This is a genomic window from Actinomycetospora straminea (assembly GCF_028737255.1).
In the GTDB taxonomy this organism is placed as follows: domain Bacteria; phylum Actinomycetota; class Actinomycetes; order Mycobacteriales; family Pseudonocardiaceae; genus Actinomycetospora; species Actinomycetospora straminea.
This window is the reverse complement of record NZ_JAQZAN010000002.1, coordinates 382,300-402,201: the sequence shown is the minus strand read 5'-3', so window position 1 is coordinate 402,201 and position 19,902 is coordinate 382,300. Positions and strand designations below refer to the sequence as shown.

Below are 19,902 nucleotides of genomic sequence, written 5' to 3'. Positions count from 1 at the left end.
CCGGGAGTCCTCGTGCAACTCATCACCTGCCCCTGGTGCGGCCCCCGCGAGGAGATCGAGTTCTCCTACGGCGGCCAGGCCGGCGTGGCCTACCCCGAGCACCCCGCCTCGCTGACCGACGAGCAGTGGGCGCACTTCGTCTTCTTCCGCGACAACCCCAAGGGCCCGTTCGCGGAGCGGTGGAGCCACAACGCGGGCTGCCGCCGCTGGTTCACCGCCGTCCGCGACACCCGCACGTACCGCTTCCTGTCCAGCCCGACGAGCAACCCGGAGCTGACCTCATGAGCCGCGTCGACGGATACGGCCGCATCGACCGCAGCCGCACGGTCACCGTGACGGTCGACGGCACCGCGTACACCGGGCACCCCGGCGACACCGTCGCGTCGGTGCTGCTCGCCCACGGCGCGCGGCCGCAGAACAGCAGCGTCAAGTACGGCCGGCCCCGCGGGATCGGTGCGGCGTGGACCGAGGACCCGGTCGGGCTGGTCCAGGTCGAGGAGCCGTTCCCCGAGCCGATGCTGCTGGCCGCGACGGTCGAGGCCACCGACGGGCTCGTCGTGCGCGGGGTCGCCGGGCAGGGCCGGCTCGCCGAGGTGCCCGACACCGCCCGGTACGACCGCAAGCACACCCACTGCGACGTGCTCGTCGTCGGCGCCGGGCCCGCAGGGCTCGTCGCCGCCCGCGCCGCCGCCCGCGCCGGGCGGAGCGTCGTCCTCGTCGACGACCGCTCCGCCGCCGGCGGCACGCTCACCGGCACCGAGACGATCGACGGCCGGCCGTCCCTGGAGTTCGTCGCCGACACCGTCGCCGAGCTCGCCGCCCTGGGCGTCGTCCACCTGCAGCGGACCACCGCGTTCGGGCACTACGACGACGGCTTCGTCCTCGCCCTCGAGCGCCGCGGCGAGTCGGCGCGCACCCGCCAGCGCGTCCACCGGATCCGCGCGGGGCGCGTGGTGGTCGCCGCCGGCGCGATCGAGCGGCCCATCGCGTTCGAGGACAACGACCGCCCCGGCGTGGTGCTGGCCGCGAGCGCGCGGGACCTCCTGCACCGCCACGGCGTGCTCGCCGGCCGCGAGGTCGTCGTGTTCACCAGCGACGACGCCGCCTACGCGGCCGCGGCCGACCTCGCCGACGCGGGCGCGAGCGTCCGGGTCCTCGACGCCCGCGAGCGGGCGCCCCAGGCCGGGCGGCGACGCTGTGAGGAGCGCGGCGTCCCGGTCGAGACCGGCACGCTCGTGCACGGCACCCGCGGCGAGGACCGCGTCACCGCCGCGGTCGTCGGTCCGGACCGTCGCGAGGTCCCCTGCGACCTGCTGTTGGTCAGCGGCGGCTGGAACCCGGCCGCGCACCTGGCCAGCCACGTCGGCGGCTCGCTGGTTTACGACCCGGTCATCGGCGCGTTCCGGCCCGCCGAGCTGCCGCCGGGCGTCACGGTCGTCGGCGCCGCGAACGGCACGTTCGCCCTGGCCGACGTGCTGCGCGAGGCCGGCGGTCCCGAGGCGCCCGTCGCGCCGGCGCAGGAGTGGCCGGAGCCGACGCTCGTGCTCTGGCGCACCCCCGGCGACCCGGCGCGGCAGTTCGTCGACATCGCCCGCGACGCCACCGTGGCCGACGTCGAGCGGGCGGTCGGGGCCGGCATGTCCCACCCCGAGCACGTCAAGCGCTACACGACCATCGGCACCGCGCACGACCAGGGCAAGACGTCCGGGATCATCGCGCTCGGGATCATCGCCGAGCTCACCGGCCGGCCGATCCAGGAGGTCGGCACCACGACCGCCCGGCCGCCCTACACCCCGGTCGCGTTCGCCGCCCTCGCGGGCCGGGAGCGCGGCGACCTGTTCGACCCGGTGCGCACCACCGCGCTGCACGCCTGGCACGTGGCGGCGGGCGCGGAGTTCGAGGACGTCGGGCAGTGGCAGCGCGCCCGCCACTACCCGCGGGCCGGCGAGGACATGACCGCCGCCGTGCTGCGCGAGTGCGCCGCGGTGCGCACGTCGGTCGGGATCATGGACGCCTCGACGCTGGGCAAGATCGACGTCCGGGGTCCCGACGCGCCGGTGCTGCTCGACCGGCTCTACACGAACCTGATGTCGAGCCTGAAGGTCGGGCGCGTCCGCTACGGCGTCATGTGCGGCAACGACGGCATGGTCTTCGACGACGGCACGGTGCTGCGCCTCGCCGAGGACCGCTACCTCGTCACGACCACCACCGGCAACGCCGCCGCCGTCCTCGACCGGATGGAGGAGTGGCTCCAGACCGAGTGGCCGGACCTGCGCGTGCGGCTGACCTCGGTCACCGAGCAGTGGTCGATCGCCGCCGTCGCGGGCCCGCGCTCGCGCGACGTGATCGGCGCGGTGTTCCCCGGCGTGGACGTCAGCGCCGAGGCGTTCGGCTTCACGACCTGGCAGGACACCTCGCTCGACGGGGTCCCGGTGCGCCTGGCGCGCATCTCGTTCTCCGGCGAGCTGGCCTTCGAGGTCACCGTCAGCTCCCCGTACGCGCCGGCGCTGTGGGAGCGGCTCGTCGAGGCCGGGGCGCCGTACGGCATCACGCCCTACGGCACCGAGACCATGCACGTCCTGCGGGCCGAGAAGGGCTACCCGATCATCGGCCAGGACACCGACGGCACCGTCTCGCCCCACGACCTCGGCATGGCCTGGGCGGTGTCGACGAAGAAGGACGACTTCGTCGGCAAGCGGTCGTACGCCCGCGCGGAGAACCGCAACCCGCTGCGCAAGCAGCTCGTCTCCCTGCTGCCCACCGACGGTGCCACCAAGCTGCCCGAGGGCTCGCAGATCGTGGCGCACTGCGACGACGGCCGGCTGCCCCCCGCGCCCGTGCCGATGCTCGGGCACGTCACGTCCAGCTACCACAGCGCCGCGCTCGCCCGGCCGTTCGCGCTCGCCCTGGTCAAGGGTGGGCGGGAGCGCCTCGGCGAGGTCGTGCACGTGCCCGTCGGCGACGAGCTCGTGGCCGCCCGCATCGGCGAGTCGGTGCTCGTCGACCCCGAAGGAGCCCGCCGAGATGGCTGACGAGATGGCTGACCGCACCCTCACCCCGACCCACCCGCTGGCCGACCGCCGGCGCCTCCTCGCCGCGGTCGCCGACGAGACGGCCGGCGCGGTCCGCCTCGAGCTCGAGGCGCCCGTCGCCGCCGTCGACCTGCGTCTCGACCCCCGCGGCACCGGCCCGGCGGCGATCGCGGCCGACCTCGGGGCGGAGCTGCCCTCCGAGCCCGACACGTGGACCGCGCACCCCACCGGCACCGCCCTGCGCCTCGGGCCCGACGAGTGGCTGCTGACCAGCACCGCCGCCCGTCCCGAGGACTGGGAATTCCACCTCGACGAGGTCGCCGTCGCCCACGGCGGCATGGCGGTCGACGTGTCCGCGCAGCGCACGAGCTTGCGGGTGCGGGGCGCGGCCCGGGAGCTGCTGTCCTTCGGCTGCGCGCTCGACCTGCGCCCCGCCGCGTTCCCGCGGGGCCGGTGCGCCCAGACCCTCCTCGGTCAGTCCGGGGTGCTGCTCGCCGCCGGTCTCGACGGCGACGTCGACGACCTGCAGATCCTCGTCCGCCCCTCCTTCGCCGCGTACGTCGCCGACCTGCTGGTCGACGCCGCCGCCGAGCTCGTCCCCCAGCCCGCCTGACCAGCCCGTCTCGCCCGAGAAGTCCTGGAGACGCCATGAGCACCACCCCCCGCGTCGTCGTCATCGGGGCCGGCATCGTCGGCGCCAACCTCGCCGACGAGCTCACCGCCCGCGGCTGGACCGACGTCACGGTCCTCGACCAGGGACCGCTGCCGCTGGCCGGCGGCTCGACCTCGCACGCGCCCGGTCTGGTGTTCCAGACCAACGCGTCGAAGACGATGAGCGAGTTCGCCTCGTACACCGTCGAGAAGTTCCTCGGTCTCGGCCGTGTCCTCGGAGACGGGGACGGCGCCTGGTGCTTCAACCAGGTCGGCGGGCTCGAGGTCGCGACGACCCCCGAGCGGCTCGCCGACCTGCACCGCAAGCAGGGCTGGGCCACCGCGCGCGGCATCCCGGCCGAGGTCGTCGACGTCGACGCCTGCGTCCGGCTGCACCCGCTGATCGACCCCTCGCGGATCCTCGGCGGCCTGCACACCCCGACCGACGGGCTCGCGAAGGCCGCCCGCGCCGTCACCGCGCTGATGCGGCGGGCGGCATCGCGGGGTGCGGTGTTCCGCGGCTCGACGCGGGTCACGGGCGTCGCGCAGCAGGGCGGCCGGGTCACCGGCGTCGAGACCGACCAGGGCCTCGTGCCGGCCGACATCGTCGTGTCGTGCGCCGGGTTCTGGGGCCAGGCGATCGGCGACATGGTGGGGATGCGGGTGCCGCTGCTGCCGCTGGCGCACCAGTACGTGGTCACCGGCCAGGTGCCCGACCTCGTCGGCCAGGGCGACGAGCAGGTCGAGGCGCGGCTGCCGATCCTGCGGCACCAGGATCAGGACCTCTACTACCGCGAGCACCACGACCGCATCGGCATCGGCTCCTACGCCCACCGCCCGATGCCGGTCTCGCTCGCCGAGCTGCCCGAGACCGACGACGTCACCGAGGCCCGCCAGCCGTCGATGCTGCCGTTCACCGAGGAGGACTTCGCGCCGCAGTGGGAGGAGAGCCGCCTGCTGCTGCCCTCGCTGCACGACGCGAAGGTCGACTCGGGCTTCAACGGCGTCTTCTCCTTCACCCCCGACGGCGGGCCGCTAATCGGCGAGTCCCCGGACGTCGCGGGGTTCTGGATCGCCGAGGCCGTGTGGGTCACGCACTCCGCCGGCGTGGCGCGCAGCGTCGCCCAGCTGCTCGTCGACGGCCGCAGCCAGATCGACCTGCACGGCTGCTCGGTGCACCGCTTCGACGAGTTCCAGCTCGCCGACGACTACGTGCGCGAGACCTCGCAGCAGAACTTCGTCGAGATCTACGACGTCGTGCACCCGCTGCAGCCGCGTCTCTCGCCCCGCGAGGTGCGCACGAGCCCCTTCCACGCGCGCCAGACCGACCTGGGCGCGGTGTTCGGAGAGTCGCACGGCTGGGAGCGCCCGCACTGGTACGAGGCGAACGCGCCGCTGGTCGCGGAGCTGCCGCCGGAGTGGGCGCCGCCGCCGCGCGACGCCTGGTCGGCCCGCTTCCACTCGCCGATCGCGGCGGTCGAGGCGTGGAAGACGCGCACCGCCGTGGCGATGTACGACATGACCCCGCTGACGCGGATCGAGGTCTCCGGGCGCGGGGCGCTCGCGTTCCTCGACCGGCTCACCACCGGGAAGATGGACAAGTCCGTCGGGGCCGTGACCTACACGCTCGCCCTCGACGAGGCCGGCGGCATCCGCAGCGACCTCACCGTCGCCCGGCTCGGCGAGGACCTCTTCCAGGTCGGCGCCAACGGTCCCCTCGACGTCCACCTCCTCGAGCAGGCGGCGGCCGCCGAGTCCGACGTCACCGTCCGCGACATCACCGGCGGCACGTGCTGCGTCGGCGTCTGGGGCCCGCTCGCCCGCGACCTCGTCCAGCCGCTGACCTCGGCGGACCTCTCGCACGAGGGCCTGAAGTACTTCCGCGCCACGCGCGCGGTGATCGGCGGCGTGCCGGTGACCGCGATGCGGCTGTCGTACGTCGGCGAGCTCGGCTGGGAGATCTACACCTCGGCGGAGTACGGGCAGCGGCTCTGGGACGTGCTGTGGCGCGCCGGCCGGCCGCTCGGTGTCGTCGCGGCCGGGCGGGCGGCGTTCAACAGCCTGCGTCTGGAGAAGGGCTACCGCAGCTGGGGCGCCGACATGACGACCGAGCACAGCCCCTACGAGGCGGGCGTCGGCTTCGCGGTGCGGCCGTCGACGAAGGGCGAGTTCGTGGGCCGCGAGGCCGTCACCGCGCCGGGGGCGCAGGACGTCACGCGGTCGCTGACCTGCCTGACGGTCGACGACGGGCGCAGCGTCGTGCTCGGGCACGAGCCGGTCCTCGTCGACGGGGAGCCCGCGGGCTACGTGACGTCGGCGGCGTTCGGCCACACCGTCGGCCGGCCGATCGCGTACGCGTGGCTGCCCGCGGGACTCGCGCCGGGGACGCCCGTAGACATCTCCTACTTCGGGCATCCCGTCCGCGCGACGGTCGCCAGCGAGCCGCTGGTCGACCCGGAGATGGCACGGATCCGGCGCTGAAGACGTCGGTGGACGGAGACGCGCCGGCGGACGACCCCGTGGGAGGCCCCGTGGGAGACATGGTGCGCGGCCGGTCGGTCGAACAGGTCCTGGAGTCGTTCGCGACCCCGAGCGCCGGCCCGGGCGGCCGGGCCGGCGCTCGGGCGGGCGCCGCCCTCCACGCCGCGCTCGGGGCCGCGTTCGTCGCCCGGGCCGCGGCGTCGGTCGGCGGGCGCGCGGGGGAGACGGCCGATCGGCTGCGGGAGGCGGCGCTGGCGCTCGCCGCGGGGGAGGCGGATGCCGCACCCGCCAAGGCCGCGCGTGCGGCGGTGCGCGTCATCGAGGTCGCCGAACGCGCCCTGACCCTCGCCGAGACCGTGCGTCCCGTCGGCGACCGGGCCGCGGCCGCCGACGTCGCCGCCGCCGCCGAGGCGCTGCGCGCGGCGGTGGGCACGGCGCGCGTCGAGGTCGAGGTGCACCTGGTCGCGGTGACCGAGCCGGCCGATCGCGAGGAGCTGCTCCTCGCGATCGACCCCGTCGACGACGTCGTCCTGCGCGCCGCGAAGCTCACCGCCGTGGTCCGGGAGCAGATCCACCGCTGAGACCTACGTGCGTGATCTTCTGAGCCATAGCTCAGAAGATCACGCACGTGCGTCAGATGACCGCCCGGATCGCCTTCTCGAAGCCCAGCACGTGCTGGCGGGCGCGGCGGGCGGCGACGTCGGCCTCGCCGTCGGCGATGGTGCGCAGCAGGCCGGCGTGCTCCTCGACGTGCGAGACGAAGTCGTGCATGCGGTCGAGGAACAGGCAGAAGATGCGCGTCGCGAGGTTGTCGTAGCGCACGAGGGTGTCCTCGAGGTGCGGGTTGCCCGCGGCGCTGTAGATCGCGCGGTGCACCCGCATGTCCCAGCGCATCAGCTCGTCGCGGGTGAGCGCCGGCACGTCGAGCGCCTCGGTGGCGTCGGCGAGGTCGCGCAGGTCCGCCCGCACCGCCTCGCTCGCGTTCTCGGCCGCCCGGCGCGCGGCCAGGGGCTCGAGCTGCACGCGGATGTCGGAGATGTAGGCCAGGTCGGTGATGTCGACGGCGGTGGCGAACGTCCCGCGGCGCGAGTACGAGATGACCAGCCGGTCGACCTCGAGCCGCTTGAGCGCCTCGCGGACCGGGGTGCGGCCGACCCCCAGGGACTCCACCAGCGCGACCTCGTCGATCGGGGCCATCGGGGGGATGTCCAGCATGATCAGCTTGTCCTGGATCGCCTGGTAGGCGCGCTCGGACAGCGACAGCGGGGGGCTCGACTCCTGCTCGTCCGGGAGAACCGTCACGGCCGGAGCCTACAACAGATGGAGCAGCTCTTCTCCTATCCGTGCCATATTGATATACTAGTTCAACATCAATTGCTCTCTCAGCGCCCCGGGGGTGACCGTGGCCATCTCGGTGTTCGACCTGTTCAAGGTGGGGATCGGCCCGTCCAGCTCGCACACGGTGGGGCCGATGCGGGCGGCGTTCCTCTTCGTCTCGCGCCTGCACGACACCGACCGGCTCCACCGCGTCGCGCGTGTCCGCGCCGAGCTGTTCGGTTCGCTCGGGGCCACCGGGCACGGGCACGGCAGCGTCGGCGCCGTCGTGCTGGGCCTGTGCGGCGAGCAGCCGCACCTCGTCGACCCGGTGGAGGCCGAGCCGCTCGTCGCCACGGCGCGGGCGGAGGGCCGGATCGCGCTCGGCGCGAAGCACCCGGTCGCGTTCTCGGTCGCCGACGACGTCGTGCTCCACCGGACCAAGCGCCTGCCGTTCCACAGCAACGGCATGGTGTTCACGGCGTTCGACGCCGACGGCGCCGAGCTCGCGCGCCGCGAGTACTACTCGGTGGGCGGCGGTTTCGTCCTCGACGAGGACGAGACCGGCGGGCCCGTGCTGCGCGAGGACGCGACGCCCGAGCGCCACCCCTTCACCAGCGGCGACGAGCTCGTCGCGATCGCGCGGTCGCACGGCCTGCGCATCAGCGACGTCGTCCTGGCCAACGAGGCGTCGTGGCGCCCGGAGCCGGAGACACGCGCGGGCCTGCTGCACCTGTGGTCGGTGATGCGCGAGTGCGTCGAGCGCGGCTGCCGCACCGAGGGCGTGCTGCCCGGGGGCCTGCGGGTGCGCCGGCGCGCGCCCGACCTGCGCCGCCGCCTCGACGAGGAGGGCGCGGGCTGCACGGACATGGACCGCGTGACGCTCGACGCGCTCGCCGTCAACGAGGAGAACGCCGCGGGCGGGCGGGTGGTCACGGCGCCGACCAACGGCGCGGCCGGGATCGTGCCCGCGGTGCTGCACCACGCGGCCCGCTCGCTGCGGGGGTTCGACGACGACGCCGTCGTGCGCTTCCTGCTCACCGCCGGCGCGGTCGGGCTGCTGTTCAAGCGGAACGCGTCGATCTCGGGGGCCGAGGTCGGGTGCCAGGGCGAGGTCGGGTCGGCGTGCTCGATGGCCGCGGCCGGCTTCGCGGAGCTCCTCGGCGGCACGCCCGAGCAGGTCGAGAACGCCGCCGAGATCGGCATCGAGCACAACCTCGGCCTGACCTGCGACCCCGTCGGCGGGCTCGTGCAGATCCCCTGCATCGAGCGCAACGCCGTGGCGTCGGTCAAGGCGATCACCGCCGCGCGCATGGCCGTGCGCGGGGACGGCGTCCACCACGTCTCGCTGGACAAGGCGATCCGCACGATGCGCGAGACGGGCGCCGACATGAAGGTCAAGTACAAGGAGACGGCCCGGGGCGGGCTCGCTCTCACCGTCGTGGAGTGCTGAGGAGCGCGCCGTGCCCGACCCGTCCGACCCGTTCGTCTCCGTCGTCCTCACCCTGAGCTGCCCCAACCGCGCGGGCATCGTGCGCGCGGTCAGCAGTCACCTCGCCGCGCACGGCGCCGACATCGTCGAGCACCAGCAGTTCGACGACCCCGTCAGCGGGCGCCTCTTCCTGCGCACGCGCGTGGCCGCCCCCGCGGGCACGGACCTCGACGCGGTCGCGGCGGACTTCGCCCCGGTGGCCGAGGCGTTCGCCATGGACCACGCGTTCCACCGGCTGGCCGCGCCGCGGGTCCTCGTCATGGTGTCGACGTCGGGGCACTGCCTCAACGACCTGCTCTTCCGCTGGCGCTCGGGCAGCCTCGGCGCCGAGCTCGTCGGTGTCGTCAGCAACCACGAGACCCTGCGGCCCATGGCCGAGTCCGCCGGCCTGCCCTACGTCCACGTCCCGGTGACGCCGGCGACGAAGCCCGACGCCGAGGCGGAGATGCTGCGGATCGTCGACGAGCTCGACGTCGAGCTGGTGGTGCTCGCCCGCTACATGCAGGTGCTCTCCGACCGCACCTGCGCGGCGCTGCGCGGGCGCGCGATCAACATCCACCACTCGTTCCTGCCGGGCTTCGCGGGCGCCAAGCCCTACCACCAGGCCTACGACCGCGGGGTGAAGTTCGTCGGCGCCACCGCCCACTACGTCACCGCCGACCTCGACGAGGGCCCGATCATCGAGCAGGAGGTCGTGCGCATCGACCACTCCTACGACCCGCGGGCCCTGCAGACCGTGGGCCGCGACGCCGAGGCCCTGGCGCTCTCGCGCGCGGTGCGGTGGCACTGCGAGCGCCGGGTGCTGGTCGACGGCCACCGGACGGTGGTCTTCCGCTGAGTCCCGAGCGACGGGCCCGTCGCTCGGCTCGACGGGCGGGGGCGCCCGTCGCCCGGAGGCGCGCGCGACGGACGCGGGGGCGGGCGGGCGCCGCGAGGGGCGCGGCGCCTACTCCCCGCGGTGGCCGAGCTTCGCCGACAGCTCCGCCGCGCCCTCGCGCAGGTCGGCGACGATGGCGCGGGCGCGGCGGCGGGGCAGGCGGTAGACCGGGCCGGTGGCCGAGAGCGCCGAGGCGACGCTGCCGTCGGCCGCGAACACCGGCACCGCGACGGCGTGCATGCCGACCTCGAGCTCCTCGAACGAGCGGGCGTGGCCCTCGTCGAGCACCCGCGCCAGCTCGGTGCGCAGGGCGGCGACCTCCGTGATCGTGTCGTCGGTGTACTGCGCGAGACGCCGGCGCAGCACCGCGCGGCGCTCGTCCTCGGGCGCCCAGGCCAGCAGGACCTTGCCCGCGGCCGTGGCGTGCAGGGGGCTGCGACGCCCCACCCAGTTCTGCGAGGCGATCGTCGCGGTGCCGAATTCCTGCGCGACGGTGATGCCCGCCTCGCCGTCGGTGATCGCGAGGTTGACCGTCTCGCCGAGCACCTCGGCGAGGCGCTGGCAGACCGGCTGGCCGAGGCGGGCCATGTCGAGCCGGCCGGTCGTCGCGGCCGCCAGGCGCACGATGCCGAAGCTCAGCGCGTACTTGCCGCGGTCGGAGAGCTGCTCGAGCAGGTGGCGGTGCTGCAGCGCGGCGACGAGCCGCGAGGCGGTGGACTTGTGCACGTCGAGCCCCTCGGCGATCTCCGTGATCCCGAGCTCGCCCCGCGCGGCCACCATCTCGAGGATGGTGACCGCGCGGTCGACGGACTGGACCGCGGAGGCGCCGGTGCCCGAGGTGCTCATGACTCGACCGTGGTGACCGCGACGGTCAGTCCACGGTGTCCTTCTCGATGGCGCGCGCGAGCTCGGCCAGCAGGCCGGGCAGGCGCCCCGCGCAGCGCGGGCAGACGCAGTCGCTGCCGTGCACGGCCAGCTCGTCAGCCACGGCGAACGCGTCGCGGTAGCGCGTCTCGCCGACCTCGGTCCCGGACGGGTCGCGGTCCTCGGGGGTGATGGACATCGGTCTCTCCTGCGTGCGTGGGGACGAGTGTGGACGGTCAGCCGACCCGCTGGGCGACCCAGTCGTGGAACTCGGCGATGTGGTGCTCGCTGGGGACGAGGACGCCGCCCCGGGCGTAGGAGCGCGAGTCCATGGAGACCTGGCAGCGCTCGCAGGCGTCGAAGTCCTGCAGGTTGACGCGGTGGAAGAGCTCCACCGACCGGTCGATGTCCGCCCCGGAGTCGACGACCTCGGGCAGGTAGAGCCAGTCGCAGCGCACCAACGTGCGGTCCGCGGTCAGCGGGAACATGCGGTGGAACACGACGTGGTCGGGCACGAGGTTGATGAACACCTGCGGCCGCACGGTGATCGCGTAGTAGCGCCGGTCCTGGTCCTCGGCGACGCCCGGGATGCGCTCCAGGCCCGCGGAGCCGTCGACGGTGAAGCCCGCGACGTCCTCCCCGAACTCGGCGCCGTGGCCGACGAAGTACTGGGCGGCGAGCCCGTTCGCGAACTCCGGCAGCACCTCGGTGAGCTCCGGGTGGATCGTCGCGCAGTGGTAGCACTCCATGAAGTTCTCGACGATCTGCTTCCAGTTCGCCTTCACGTCGTACTCGATCCGCCGGCCCAGCTTCAGGTCCGCCACCTGGTACCCGACGATCGCGTCGGGCGCGCCCAGCCGGGCGGCCACGTCGCCGACCACGGTGTCCTCGAACGACGGCGGCTCCTCGGCCAGGCAGAGCCACACGTAGCCGAGCCACTCGCGCAGGTGGACGCGGTGCAGGCCGTACTCCACCTTGTCGACGTCGGGCATGTCGCCGAGGTTGGGGGCGGCGACGAGCTTGCCGTCGAGGCCGTAGGTCCACGCGTGGTACGGGCACTGGAAGGACCGGCGGACCGTGCCCTTCTCCTCGGTGCAGAGGCGGGCGCCGCGGTGGCGGCAGACGTTGAGGTAGGCGTTCACCGACCCGTCCCGACCCCGCGCGACGATGACGCTCTCGCGCCCGATCTGCACCGTCTCGAACGCGCCGGGCGTGGGGATGTCGGCGGCGAGGACCGCGCAGAACCAGCCCGTCTCGAAGACGAGGGCCTGCTCGGCCGCGAAGATCGTCGGGTCGGTGTAGTACCGGCCCGGGAGGGTGCCGCGCAGGCTCGCCGGCAGCTCCGGCGACGCGATCGCCGGTGCGATCTCTCCGGTCGTCATGGGTCGTGCTCCTCGCGGGGTGCGCCTGCAGATGGGGGTCGGGCCGACGGCCTGACGCCGACTCGCCGTTGAGTTGCGTATAGAGAAACAAGGTTCGCTATGCGCAACGACACGGTCAGCGATCCCGAGGTCGGCTGTCAAGGGTGCGGACGGGGGAGTCCTCGCGCGCACACGCGCAGGCCCGTGTGGATCGGGGCTTGACAAGGGGCTCCGGCTCTCCCACGGTCTTGAGTTGCGCATGGAGAAGAGCTGTTCTGCTATGCGCAACTCTTCACTCCAGATCGTGGGGTGTCCCTTCCACCGGTCCGTCCCCGACGCGGGGGAGCGGCCCGACGTCGAGGCCCACGAGGAGGCCGCGCATGCAGACCATCACGATCGTCGGCGGGTCGGTGGCGGGGGTCCGCTCCGCGGAGGCCCTGCGCGCCGCCGGACACGACGGGCGCCTGCTGCTCGTCGGCGACGACCCGCACCGGCCCTACGACCGCCCGCCCCTGTCCAAGGCGTTCCTCGCCGGCGGCGTCGACGAGGACGCGATCGCGCTGCTCGACGACGCCGAGGTGGCCGAGCTCGCCCTGGAGATGCGGCTCGGGGTCCGCGCGACGCGCCTGGACCCGGCCGCCGGCGCCGTGGAGCTCGCCGACGGCACCGCGATCGCCACCGACGGCGTCGTCGTGGCCACCGGGGGGCGCGCCCGGCGCCTGCCGGGCACCGAGGGCATCGCCGGCGTGCACACGCTGCGGACCCTCGACGACGCCCGCGCCCTGCGCGCGGAGCTGCGCGCCGGCTCGCCGCGCGTCGTGGTCGTCGGCGGCGGCTTCATCGGGGCCGAGGTCGCGTCGACGTGCCGCGCGATGGGCCTGGACGTCACCGTCCTCGACGGCCTGCCGCTGCCGCTGGCCCCCGTCCTCGGGCCGCGGATCGCCCGCCACTGCGTCGACCTGCACGCCGAGCACGGCACCGACCTGCGTCCCGGCGCCGCCGTGTCCGGTTTCGCCACCGCCCCCACCGCCGACGGCCCTCGCGTCGTCGGTGTCGAGCTCGGCGACGGCACCACCGTCCCGGCCGACGTCGTCGTGGTGGGCATCGGCATCGCCCCGAACACCGCGTGGCTCGACGGGTCGGGCCTGACCGTCGCCGACGGCGTGGTCACCGACGCCGGCATGGTCACCGGGCGGCCCAACGTGGTGGCCGTCGGCGACGTCGCGCGGTGGGCCCCGGACGGGACCGGCCGGCGCCACGAGCACTGGACCAGCGCGGGCGAGCAGGCCGCCGTCGCGGCGACCAACCTGCTCGCGGGCCGCACCGAGGCGACGTTCCGGCCGACGGGCTACGTGTGGTCCGAGCAGTACGGGCGCATGCTGCAGCTCGCCGGGCACCCGTCGGCGCAGGACCGGGTCGACGTCGTCGACGGCGAGCCCGACGCCGGCCGCTTCGTCGCGCGCTACGTGGACGGCGACGGCGTCACGACGGGCGTGTTCGGCATGGACGACCCGCGCACGTTCGGCCGGGTGCGCCGCAGCGAGCTGCGCCGGCGCGCCGCGGCGGCGTAGGAGCGGTCACTCCTCGCGCGGCGGCTCCAGGGGCACGCCGTGCTCGTCGCGCGCGGGCGGCGGGAGGTCGGCGCTCGAGGTCAACGGCGCGGCGCCGGCCAGCGGCCGGCCCGCGGACTCGGTGAGGAACAGGACGCTGACGACACCGACCACCCCCGCCGCCACGAGGTAGTAGCCCGGCCAGTCGAGGTTGCCCGTGGCCGTCGTGGCCGCGGCGATGACGGTCGGCGCGGTGCCGGCGACGAGCGACACCGAGACGTTGAAGGTGAGCGCGAGCCCGCCGTAGCGCACGAGCGTGGGGAAGAGGGCGGGCAGCGTGGACGGCGCGACCGCGGCGAAGCAGACGAGGCACGCGCCGATGAGCAGCAGGCCGCCGAGCTGCCCCGCCAGGCCCTGGCGCAGCAGCCACACCGCGGGCAGGCCGCCGACGACGAGCGCGATGCTGCCGGCCATGAGGATCGGGCGGCGCCCGACGCGGTCGGACAGGCGCCCGAGCGAGGTGACGACGGCCAGCATCGCGACCATGACGACCACCTGCAGCGCCGTCGAGGTGGCCGTCTCCGCGCCGGTCTCGCCGTACTCGGCGAGCGTGCTCGTCAGGTAGGTCGGGATGTAGTTGGTGAGCACGTAGTTGGTGATGTTCCAGGCCACGACGACGCCGCCGGCGACCAGCAGCGCACGGCGGTAGCGCACGCGCAGGATCTGCAGCGCCCGGCGCAGCGGCATCGTCGCGAGGGCGGGGGAGCGCTCCATGAGCTGCCGGAACGCCGGGGTGTCCTCGAGGCGCAGGCGCAGGTAGATGCCCACGACGCCCAACGGGAGGGCGAGCAGGAACGGCAGGCGCCAGCCCCAGGCCAGCAGGTCGTCGTCGGGCAGCAGAGCGATGACGGCGGCGCTGACGCCGGCGCCGAGCGTGTAGCCGGTGAGCGTGCCGAACTCCAGCCAGCTGCCGAACAGACCGCGGCGCCGGTCCGGGGAGTACTCGGCGACCATCGTCAGCGCGCCCGTGTACTCGCCGCCGGCCGAGAAGCCCTGCAGCATGCGCATGACGAGGACGAGGACCGGCGCGGCCGCCCCGATCGCGCCGTGGCTCGGGATGAGCCCCAGCAGGACGGTGGCGGCCGCCATGAGCACGACCGTCGCCGAGAGCACCCGGGTCCGGCCGATGCGGTCGCCCAGCGGCCCGAAGAACAGCCCGCCGAGGGGACGCATGACGAACGCCGCGGCGAAGGCGCCGAGGGTGTACACGGCGGCCCAGGGCCCGGCGTCGGGGAAGAACACCCGGGAGAGCACGACCGCCAGGTAGGAGTAGATCCCGAAGTCGTACCACTCGGCGACGTTGCCGACGGCCGCCGCGGCGGTGGCCCGGCGCAGCGTGTACTCGCCCTCGACGGCCCGCGCGGCGCCGCCGCGGCGACGCGGTGGCGGGTGCTCGGACACGGTGACGCTCCTCGGACCGACGGCGGCGGAGGGGCTCGGCCCGGCGCGCAGTGTGACAGCCCGGCCACGGCGCAAACCTCAGGCCGCTGACATATGAGACGTGTATCAGTAACACACGCGTTCGGCATTGGAAACACTCGCGACGTCGGCCACAACGCTTGACGGCGGACTTCGTGGGCCTCAGGCTTTGTGTTGCGGATGACAGGACTCGATGCGCAAAGCGCAACAGGAGCCGAAATGATCTACGTGGGCGAGCTGGCCGACATCCCGGTGGGGGAGTCGGTGCGGGTGCAGGGCTCGGTGGCCATCGCCGTCTTCAACGCGGACGGCGAGCTCTACGCCATCGACGACACCTGCACGCACCAGGACGCGTCGCTGTCCGACGGCTGGCTCGAGGGCTGCGCGGTGGAGTGCCCGCTCCACGCCGCGTGCTTCGACCTGCGCACCGGGCAGCCGAGCGGGCCGCCGGCCAAGAAGCCGGTGCGCACCCACCAGGTGACCGTCGACGACGGCCTCGTGTACGTCGAGGAGACCGTGCGCGTCGAGGACCGGGAGCTGGCCCGGGCCGAGTGATCCCGGCCGGCTGAGCCGGACCCCGGGGAGTCGCGGATGAACGGCGGGGCCGGTGCGGCTGTGCCGCCGTCCACCCCGGTCGCCTCTCTTCGAGAGCACTGCTCTTGTCCGCGGCGTCCGGCTCGGGCATGCTGCGAGAGCACTGCTCTCGTATCCGAGTTCCCCGGAGGCCCCCGTGTCCGTCACCCCGACCAGCACCCCGACCCCCGCCCCAGCCGGCCCCACCGCCCGCCGCGTCCCGCGCTCCGTCCTCGTGTCGGCGTGGGCCGTGCCCGTCATGCTCGTCGGCGGCTTCGCGATGCTCGCGGTCGTGCCGGTGACCGTCGCGGTCGTCGGCATCCTGCGCGACGCCCGCCTGCGGGCTCTGCGCTGGTGGGCGGCCGCGCTCGGGCTCGCCTACGCGACGCCGCTGGCGCTGTGGGCGATCGGGCCCGACCGCGCGCCGAGCCTCACCAAGGACATGCACCCCGCGCCGGCGGCGGTGATCGTCGCGGTGTCCCTGGGGCTCGTGGCCGTGCTGCACCTGCGGGGACGGGCCGGTCGTCGTTGACCGGTCGCTCCCGGCTCAGCCCGCGGCGGCCGGCGCCGGGTCCTGCGCGGGGGCCGGCGCCGCGGCCGGCAGGGTGGCGCGGACGCGGGCGGCGCCCTCGACCATCGCCCGCAGCTTCGCCGTCGCGACGTCGAGCGGCAGGTTCCGCAGCCCGCAGTCCGGGTTGACCAGGAGGCGCTCGGGCGGCACGAGGTCCAGGGCGCGCCGGATGCGGGTGGCGACGAGCTCCGGGGTCTCGACGACGTGGCTCTTCACGTCGATCACCCCGAGCCCGATGTCGCGGTCCCACCCGGAGCGCTCGATGACGGGCAGGTCCTCGTCGCCCTTGCGCGCGAACTCCAGGACGAGCTGGTCCACCCGCGCCTCGAGCACCGCGGGGAACAGGAAGTCGTAGTGCCCCTCCCAGAGCGGGCGCGCGTAACGGTTGCCGTAACAGACGTGCAGCGCCCACGAGACGTCGACCTCGCGGGTGACGGTGTTGATCGCCTCCACCGCGAGTCCCACCTGGTCCGGGTAGCCGGCGAGGAACGGCTCGTCGATCTGGAGCAGCTCGGCGCCCGCCTCCCGCAGGGCGTGCGCCACGCCGGCGAGTACGTGGGCCAGCGACCGCACGAGGTCGGCCCGGTCGGCGTGCACGTGGTCGGTGACCCGCCGCGAGAGCGAGAACGGCCCGGTGAAGGAGAACTTGACGGGCCGGTCGGTGCGCGCGCGGGTGAACGCGAAGTCGGCGTCGAGCCCGAGCCCGCGACCGGTCGGGGGCGGCGCCGGGGTCGCGCGGACCTCGGCGTCGTAGTAGTCGTGGTAGAAGTCCTTGCTGGTCACGGGGATGTGGATCCCGGGAATGCGTGCCAGCAGGTGGTCGACGTCGTTGTCCCGGCGCAGCTCCCCGTCGGAGACGATGTCGATCTCGGCGAGCTCCTGGTCCTTGATCGCGGCCGTGACGGCGCAGTCGTGGACCGCCTCGAGCTGGGTGCGGCTCATCCGCGCGCGGAAGAAGTCGGTCTTGAGCCGCTCGAGCCACTCGGGGACCGGCCAGGAGCCGACGACGGTGGTGGGCAGCAGGGGGAGTCCGGTGGTCGGCATCAGTCACGCACCTGGGCGGTCATCGTCACGATGTTGGTGCCGGCGCGGTGGGCGAACGGGGTGTAGGTGACGTCGACGCCCCGCCGGCGTCCGAGGTGGGCGAGCAGCGGGCCGTTGACCCAGTTCACCACCGAGCCGTCGTACTTGCCGGGGCCGCGGAAGCCCGTGCGGTAGGCCCCGACGTCGCGGGCGAAGAGGTCGTGGCAGACGAGCCGGCCGTAGGGGTGCAGCAGGCCGATGGTCTCGGTGAAGCTCGCGACGGCCCCGTTGCTGACGTGCATCCGCAGGTCGGCGCCCGACTCGAGCAGCGGGCGCAGCGCCTCGCCGTTGACCGTCGGGGAGAGGTCGTAGAGGTCGAGCCCGGCGAGCCCGACGTAGCGCTCGGCGAGCCGGACCGCGGCCCACGTGCGGCGCCAGAAGTCGACGGCGGCCGCCGTGTCGGGGAACCGGCCCGGCTGCGCCTCCGCGAGCAGCGCCGGGCCGAGGCGCAGCAGCGTCGCCACCAGGCCCGCGAGCTCGTCGGTGCGCACCCCGACGAGCGCGGCCAGCTCCGCCGCGGCGTCGGCGGGCAGGAAGGCCCGCGACTCCACGAGGTAGGTGCGCCCGCCGAGCTGGGCGACCTCGTCGGAGGGCAGGTTGTCGTAGACGTTCGAGATGTAGATCAGGAACACCTTGAACTGCAGGAACCCCAGCACGTCGCGCGGTGAGGTGGCGTCGGTGACGAACGAGCTGACGTGCTCGGCGTGGTCGGCGACGGTCGCGCGGGCCCGGGCGAGGACGTGCGGGGAGTAGTCGCACATGAGGTAGTGCAGGCGCCGGTAGTACCCGCGGCCGTGGCGGGCGTCGAGCTCGCGCAGCTCGTCGAGGAAGACCTGCGCCTGGTGCCCGTCGCCGACCCCGATCTCCACCACGTAGAGCTCGGGCGGCAGCGCGCCCCGGTCGACGAGCCCGTCCCACACCGTGAACAGCTCGGCGAGGACGGCGCGCACCGCGTCGCGGTTGCGGGCGTCGCTCTCGCCGCCCGGCAGCGCCTGCTCGTAGGCCGTCCCGGTCGCCTCCTCCCACAGGTCGAGGGCCGACCAGTAGAGGGCGTTGAAGTCCCAGATGACGCTGCGCCGGGTCGGGCCCCAGTCCTCGAGGACGACGTCGCCCGCCTCCGCGCCCTCCGCGTGGGCACGCAGGACCTCGCGGGTCGCGTCGCGCAGCGCGGTCTCCCCGCCGCGGCGCACGTCGACCGCGATCTCGAGGTCGTCGTCGCGGACGCCCTCGGGCACCGGGCCGTGCGGCGGCGTCCCCGCCGGGTCGGCGCCGTCGGTCGGCAGGATCGGGCGCACCTCCACCACGCCGCGGAAGTTGTGGCGGTACTGCACCCAGTCGCACACCACCCGGACGCGGGCGAGGTCCGTCGGGCTCTCCGACAGCGCGTCCACCACCGGCCCGATCGAGTCGGCGACGCTCACCGGCGCGCTGCTGCGCAGCCGGGCGTGCGGTCGGAAGTCCACGAGCATGCGTGCCTCCTCGGTGGGCCCGCGTCCGGTCGCGTCCCTCCCCGCATCGTGAGACGCGTCACGCCACCTGGTCATCGTCGTCGTCGACAGGAAAGAGGGCCGCGTTCCTGTGGCCGAGCACGAGGACGCCGTGCCCGGCGCGCGGGGAGGATCGATCTCGTCCCCGCGAGCACCCGGAGGCCCGATGGACACCGGTCCGGTCGACGTCGACGGGATGCGCGCGACGGTCGCGCGGCTCGCGCGAGCGGTGAGCATCGAGGTGACGCCGCGCGAGCGCGGCGCCCTCGACGACGTCGCCGGCCTGCTGCCGCCCGGCACCCCCGTGTACGTCACCTTCCTCGCGAACGTGGGGTTCGACCGGGTGCTCGCGACCGCGGGGCGCGCCCGGGAGCTCGGCCTGCGTCCCGTGGTGCACCTGGCGGTCCGCGCCGTGCCCGACCTCGACGCCCTGGACCGCACCCTCGGGCAGCTGGTCGACGTCGGGGTCCGCGACCTGCTGCTCATCGCGGGCTCGATCGACCCGGTGGGGTCGATCGACAACACCCTCCAGGTCCTGGAGTCGGCGGAGCTGGCCCGGCGGGCGTTCGCGGGCATCGGCGTCGCCGGGCACCCGGAGGGCAACCCGGGCGTGGACGAGCGTGCCGTCGACGACGCCCTGGTGCGCAAGAACAAGATCGCGGCGGAGGCGGGACTGCCCCTGCACGTCGTCACCCAGTTCACCTTCGCCGCCGAGCCGATCGTGGCCTGGGAGCGCCGGGCCCGCGAGGCCGGCAACGCCCTGCCGGTGCACGTGGGCCTGCCCGGCCTGACCTCGCCCGCGACGCTGCTGCGCTTCGGGCTCGCGTGCGGGGTCGGCCCGTCGCTGGCGGTGCTGCGCAAGCAGAGCGGCAGCGTGCTCCGGCTCGCGACGCAGACCTACCGGCCGGACGCGACCCTCGCCGGCATCGCCCGTGCGGCCGCCGCGGACCCGGACAGCCGCTTCACCGGCGTCCACCTCTTCCCGTTCGGCGCGGTGGAGCGCACCGCGCGGTGGGCGGCGGCGCTGCGGGACGGGCGGGTCGGGGTCACCGACGACGGCACGCTGGACGTCGCCGACCCCCGGTGA

18 protein-coding genes are annotated in these 19,902 nt (G+C 74.5%); 11 read left to right on the top strand and 7 right to left on the bottom strand.

What is annotated here, in order from left to right:
* Window positions 1–12: 12 nt before the first annotated feature.
* Genes PH190_RS05155 through PH190_RS05135 form a run of 5 tightly spaced genes read left to right on the top strand, consistent with a single transcriptional unit; the run spans window position 13 to window position 6,745 of the window.
* Window positions 13–285: a sarcosine oxidase subunit delta gene (locus PH190_RS05155; RefSeq protein WP_274230408.1), complete on the top strand. Its 273-nt coding sequence runs from the start codon at window positions 13–15 to the stop codon at window positions 283–285.
* The gene (locus PH190_RS05150; protein WP_274230407.1) at window positions 282–3,032 is read left to right on the top strand and encodes a 2Fe-2S iron-sulfur cluster-binding protein; all 2,751 of its coding nucleotides are present in this window, start codon (window positions 282–284) and stop codon (window positions 3,030–3,032) included. The genes PH190_RS05155 and PH190_RS05150 overlap by 4 nt, the downstream gene beginning before the upstream one ends.
* Window positions 3,025–3,645 carry a sarcosine oxidase subunit gamma gene (locus PH190_RS05145; protein ID WP_274230406.1) on the top strand — a complete coding sequence of 207 codons (621 nt, stop codon included), beginning with the start codon at window positions 3,025–3,027 and terminating at the stop codon, window positions 3,643–3,645. The genes PH190_RS05150 and PH190_RS05145 overlap by 8 nt, the downstream gene beginning before the upstream one ends.
* A gap of 35 nt (window positions 3,646–3,680) precedes the next feature.
* Complete coding sequence (locus PH190_RS05140; RefSeq protein WP_274230405.1) at window positions 3,681–6,164, top strand: GcvT family protein; 2,484 nt, start codon at window positions 3,681–3,683, stop codon at window positions 6,162–6,164.
* A 59-nt stretch (window positions 6,165–6,223) separates the two neighbouring features.
* Window positions 6,224–6,745 (top strand): cyclodeaminase/cyclohydrolase family protein, encoded by a 522-nt coding sequence (locus tag PH190_RS05135; RefSeq protein WP_274230469.1) that lies wholly within the window; start codon window positions 6,224–6,226, stop codon window positions 6,743–6,745.
* Window positions 6,746–6,797: 52 nt separating this feature from the next.
* Here PH190_RS05135 and PH190_RS05130 read toward each other — a convergent pair whose 3' ends face one another.
* Window positions 6,798–7,466: a GntR family transcriptional regulator gene (locus PH190_RS05130; RefSeq protein ID WP_274230404.1), complete on the bottom strand. Its 669-nt coding sequence runs from the start codon at window positions 7,464–7,466 to the stop codon at window positions 6,798–6,800.
* A gap of 100 nt (window positions 7,467–7,566) precedes the next feature.
* Here PH190_RS05130 and PH190_RS05125 point away from each other — a divergent pair, with 100 nt between their 5' ends.
* Both PH190_RS05125 and purU read left to right on the top strand, forming a co-directional pair.
* Entirely contained in the window at window positions 7,567–8,931 is a 1,365-nt protein-coding gene (locus PH190_RS05125) for an L-serine ammonia-lyase (protein WP_274230403.1), read from the top strand.
* 10 nt (window positions 8,932–8,941) lie between these two features.
* Entirely contained in the window at window positions 8,942–9,808 is an 867-nt protein-coding gene (gene purU / locus PH190_RS05120) for a formyltetrahydrofolate deformylase (RefSeq protein WP_274230402.1), read from the top strand.
* A 108-nt stretch (window positions 9,809–9,916) separates the two neighbouring features.
* Here purU and PH190_RS05115 read toward each other — a convergent pair whose 3' ends face one another.
* The 3 genes from PH190_RS05115 to PH190_RS05105 are packed head-to-tail and all read right to left on the bottom strand — an operon-like array spanning window position 9,917 to window position 12,093.
* Window positions 9,917–10,693 (bottom strand): IclR family transcriptional regulator, encoded by a 777-nt coding sequence (locus PH190_RS05115; protein WP_274230401.1) that lies wholly within the window; start codon window positions 10,691–10,693, stop codon window positions 9,917–9,919.
* A gap of 25 nt (window positions 10,694–10,718) precedes the next feature.
* A complete protein-coding gene (locus PH190_RS05110) occupies window positions 10,719–10,910 on the bottom strand; it encodes a hypothetical protein (RefSeq protein ID WP_274230400.1) in 192 nt (63 codons plus the stop codon).
* Between the two features lie 37 nt (window positions 10,911–10,947).
* On the bottom strand, window positions 10,948–12,093 hold the full coding sequence (locus PH190_RS05105) for an aromatic ring-hydroxylating oxygenase subunit alpha (protein WP_274230399.1): 1,146 nt from the start codon (window positions 12,091–12,093) through the stop codon (window positions 10,948–10,950).
* Between the two features lie 359 nt (window positions 12,094–12,452).
* Between PH190_RS05105 and PH190_RS05100 the strand changes: the two genes are divergently transcribed.
* Window positions 12,453–13,643, top strand: a complete 1,191-nt coding sequence (locus PH190_RS05100) for an NAD(P)/FAD-dependent oxidoreductase (RefSeq protein ID WP_274230398.1) — start codon at window positions 12,453–12,455, stop codon at window positions 13,641–13,643.
* 6 nt (window positions 13,644–13,649) lie between these two features.
* Here the strand turns inward: PH190_RS05100 and PH190_RS05095 are convergent, their stop codons facing one another.
* Complete coding sequence (locus PH190_RS05095; RefSeq protein ID WP_274230397.1) at window positions 13,650–15,083, bottom strand: MFS transporter; 1,434 nt, start codon at window positions 15,081–15,083, stop codon at window positions 13,650–13,652.
* A 237-nt stretch (window positions 15,084–15,320) separates the two neighbouring features.
* Here PH190_RS05095 and PH190_RS05090 point away from each other — a divergent pair, with 237 nt between their 5' ends.
* Entirely contained in the window at window positions 15,321–15,656 is a 336-nt protein-coding gene (locus PH190_RS05090; protein WP_274230396.1) for a bifunctional 3-phenylpropionate/cinnamic acid dioxygenase ferredoxin subunit, read from the top strand.
* 175 nt (window positions 15,657–15,831) lie between these two features.
* Window positions 15,832–16,206 (top strand): hypothetical protein, encoded by a 375-nt coding sequence (locus tag PH190_RS05085; protein WP_274230395.1) that lies wholly within the window; start codon window positions 15,832–15,834, stop codon window positions 16,204–16,206.
* A 15-nt stretch (window positions 16,207–16,221) separates the two neighbouring features.
* On the opposite strand, the gene PH190_RS05080 is transcribed toward PH190_RS05085, so the two are convergent.
* Window positions 16,222–17,289, bottom strand: a complete 1,068-nt coding sequence (locus PH190_RS05080) for a uroporphyrinogen decarboxylase/cobalamine-independent methonine synthase family protein (RefSeq protein WP_274230394.1) — start codon at window positions 17,287–17,289, stop codon at window positions 16,222–16,224.
* The gene (locus PH190_RS05075; protein ID WP_274230393.1) at window positions 17,289–18,797 is read right to left on the bottom strand and encodes a hypothetical protein; all 1,509 of its coding nucleotides are present in this window, start codon (window positions 18,795–18,797) and stop codon (window positions 17,289–17,291) included. The genes PH190_RS05080 and PH190_RS05075 overlap by 1 nt, the downstream gene beginning before the upstream one ends.
* A 184-nt stretch (window positions 18,798–18,981) precedes the next feature.
* On the opposite strand from PH190_RS05075, the gene PH190_RS05070 reads away from it, so the two are divergent.
* Window positions 18,982–19,902 carry a methylenetetrahydrofolate reductase gene (locus tag PH190_RS05070; RefSeq protein WP_274230392.1) on the top strand — a complete coding sequence of 307 codons (921 nt, stop codon included), beginning with the start codon at window positions 18,982–18,984 and terminating at the stop codon, window positions 19,900–19,902.

Bases quoted from the DNA above. Each gene is read 5' to 3' on its own strand.
- PH190_RS05105 (WP_274230399.1), bottom strand. From the start codon at position 12,093: ATGACGACCGGAGAGATCGCACCGGCGATCGCGTCGCCGGAGCTGCCG.
- PH190_RS05110 (WP_274230400.1), bottom strand. From the start codon at position 10,910: ATGTCCATCACCCCCGAGGACCGCGACCCGTCCGGGACCGAGGTCGGC.
- PH190_RS05075 (WP_274230393.1), bottom strand. From the start codon at position 18,797: ATGCTCGTGGACTTCCGACCGCACGCCCGGCTGCGCAGCAGCGCGCCG.
- PH190_RS05080 (WP_274230394.1), bottom strand. From the start codon at position 17,289: ATGCCGACCACCGGACTCCCCCTGCTGCCCACCACCGTCGTCGGCTCC.
- PH190_RS05090 (WP_274230396.1), top strand. From the start codon at position 15,321: ATGATCTACGTGGGCGAGCTGGCCGACATCCCGGTGGGGGAGTCGGTG.
- PH190_RS05100 (WP_274230398.1), top strand. From the start codon at position 12,453: ATGCAGACCATCACGATCGTCGGCGGGTCGGTGGCGGGGGTCCGCTCC.
- PH190_RS05115 (WP_274230401.1), bottom strand. From the start codon at position 10,693: ATGAGCACCTCGGGCACCGGCGCCTCCGCGGTCCAGTCCGTCGACCGC.
- PH190_RS05070 (WP_274230392.1), top strand. From the start codon at position 18,982: ATGGACACCGGTCCGGTCGACGTCGACGGGATGCGCGCGACGGTCGCG.
- PH190_RS05150 (WP_274230407.1), top strand. From the start codon at position 282: ATGAGCCGCGTCGACGGATACGGCCGCATCGACCGCAGCCGCACGGTC.
- PH190_RS05145 (WP_274230406.1), top strand. From the start codon at position 3,025: ATGGCTGACGAGATGGCTGACCGCACCCTCACCCCGACCCACCCGCTG.
- PH190_RS05135 (WP_274230469.1), top strand. From the start codon at position 6,224: ATGGTGCGCGGCCGGTCGGTCGAACAGGTCCTGGAGTCGTTCGCGACC.
- PH190_RS05140 (WP_274230405.1), top strand. From the start codon at position 3,681: ATGAGCACCACCCCCCGCGTCGTCGTCATCGGGGCCGGCATCGTCGGC.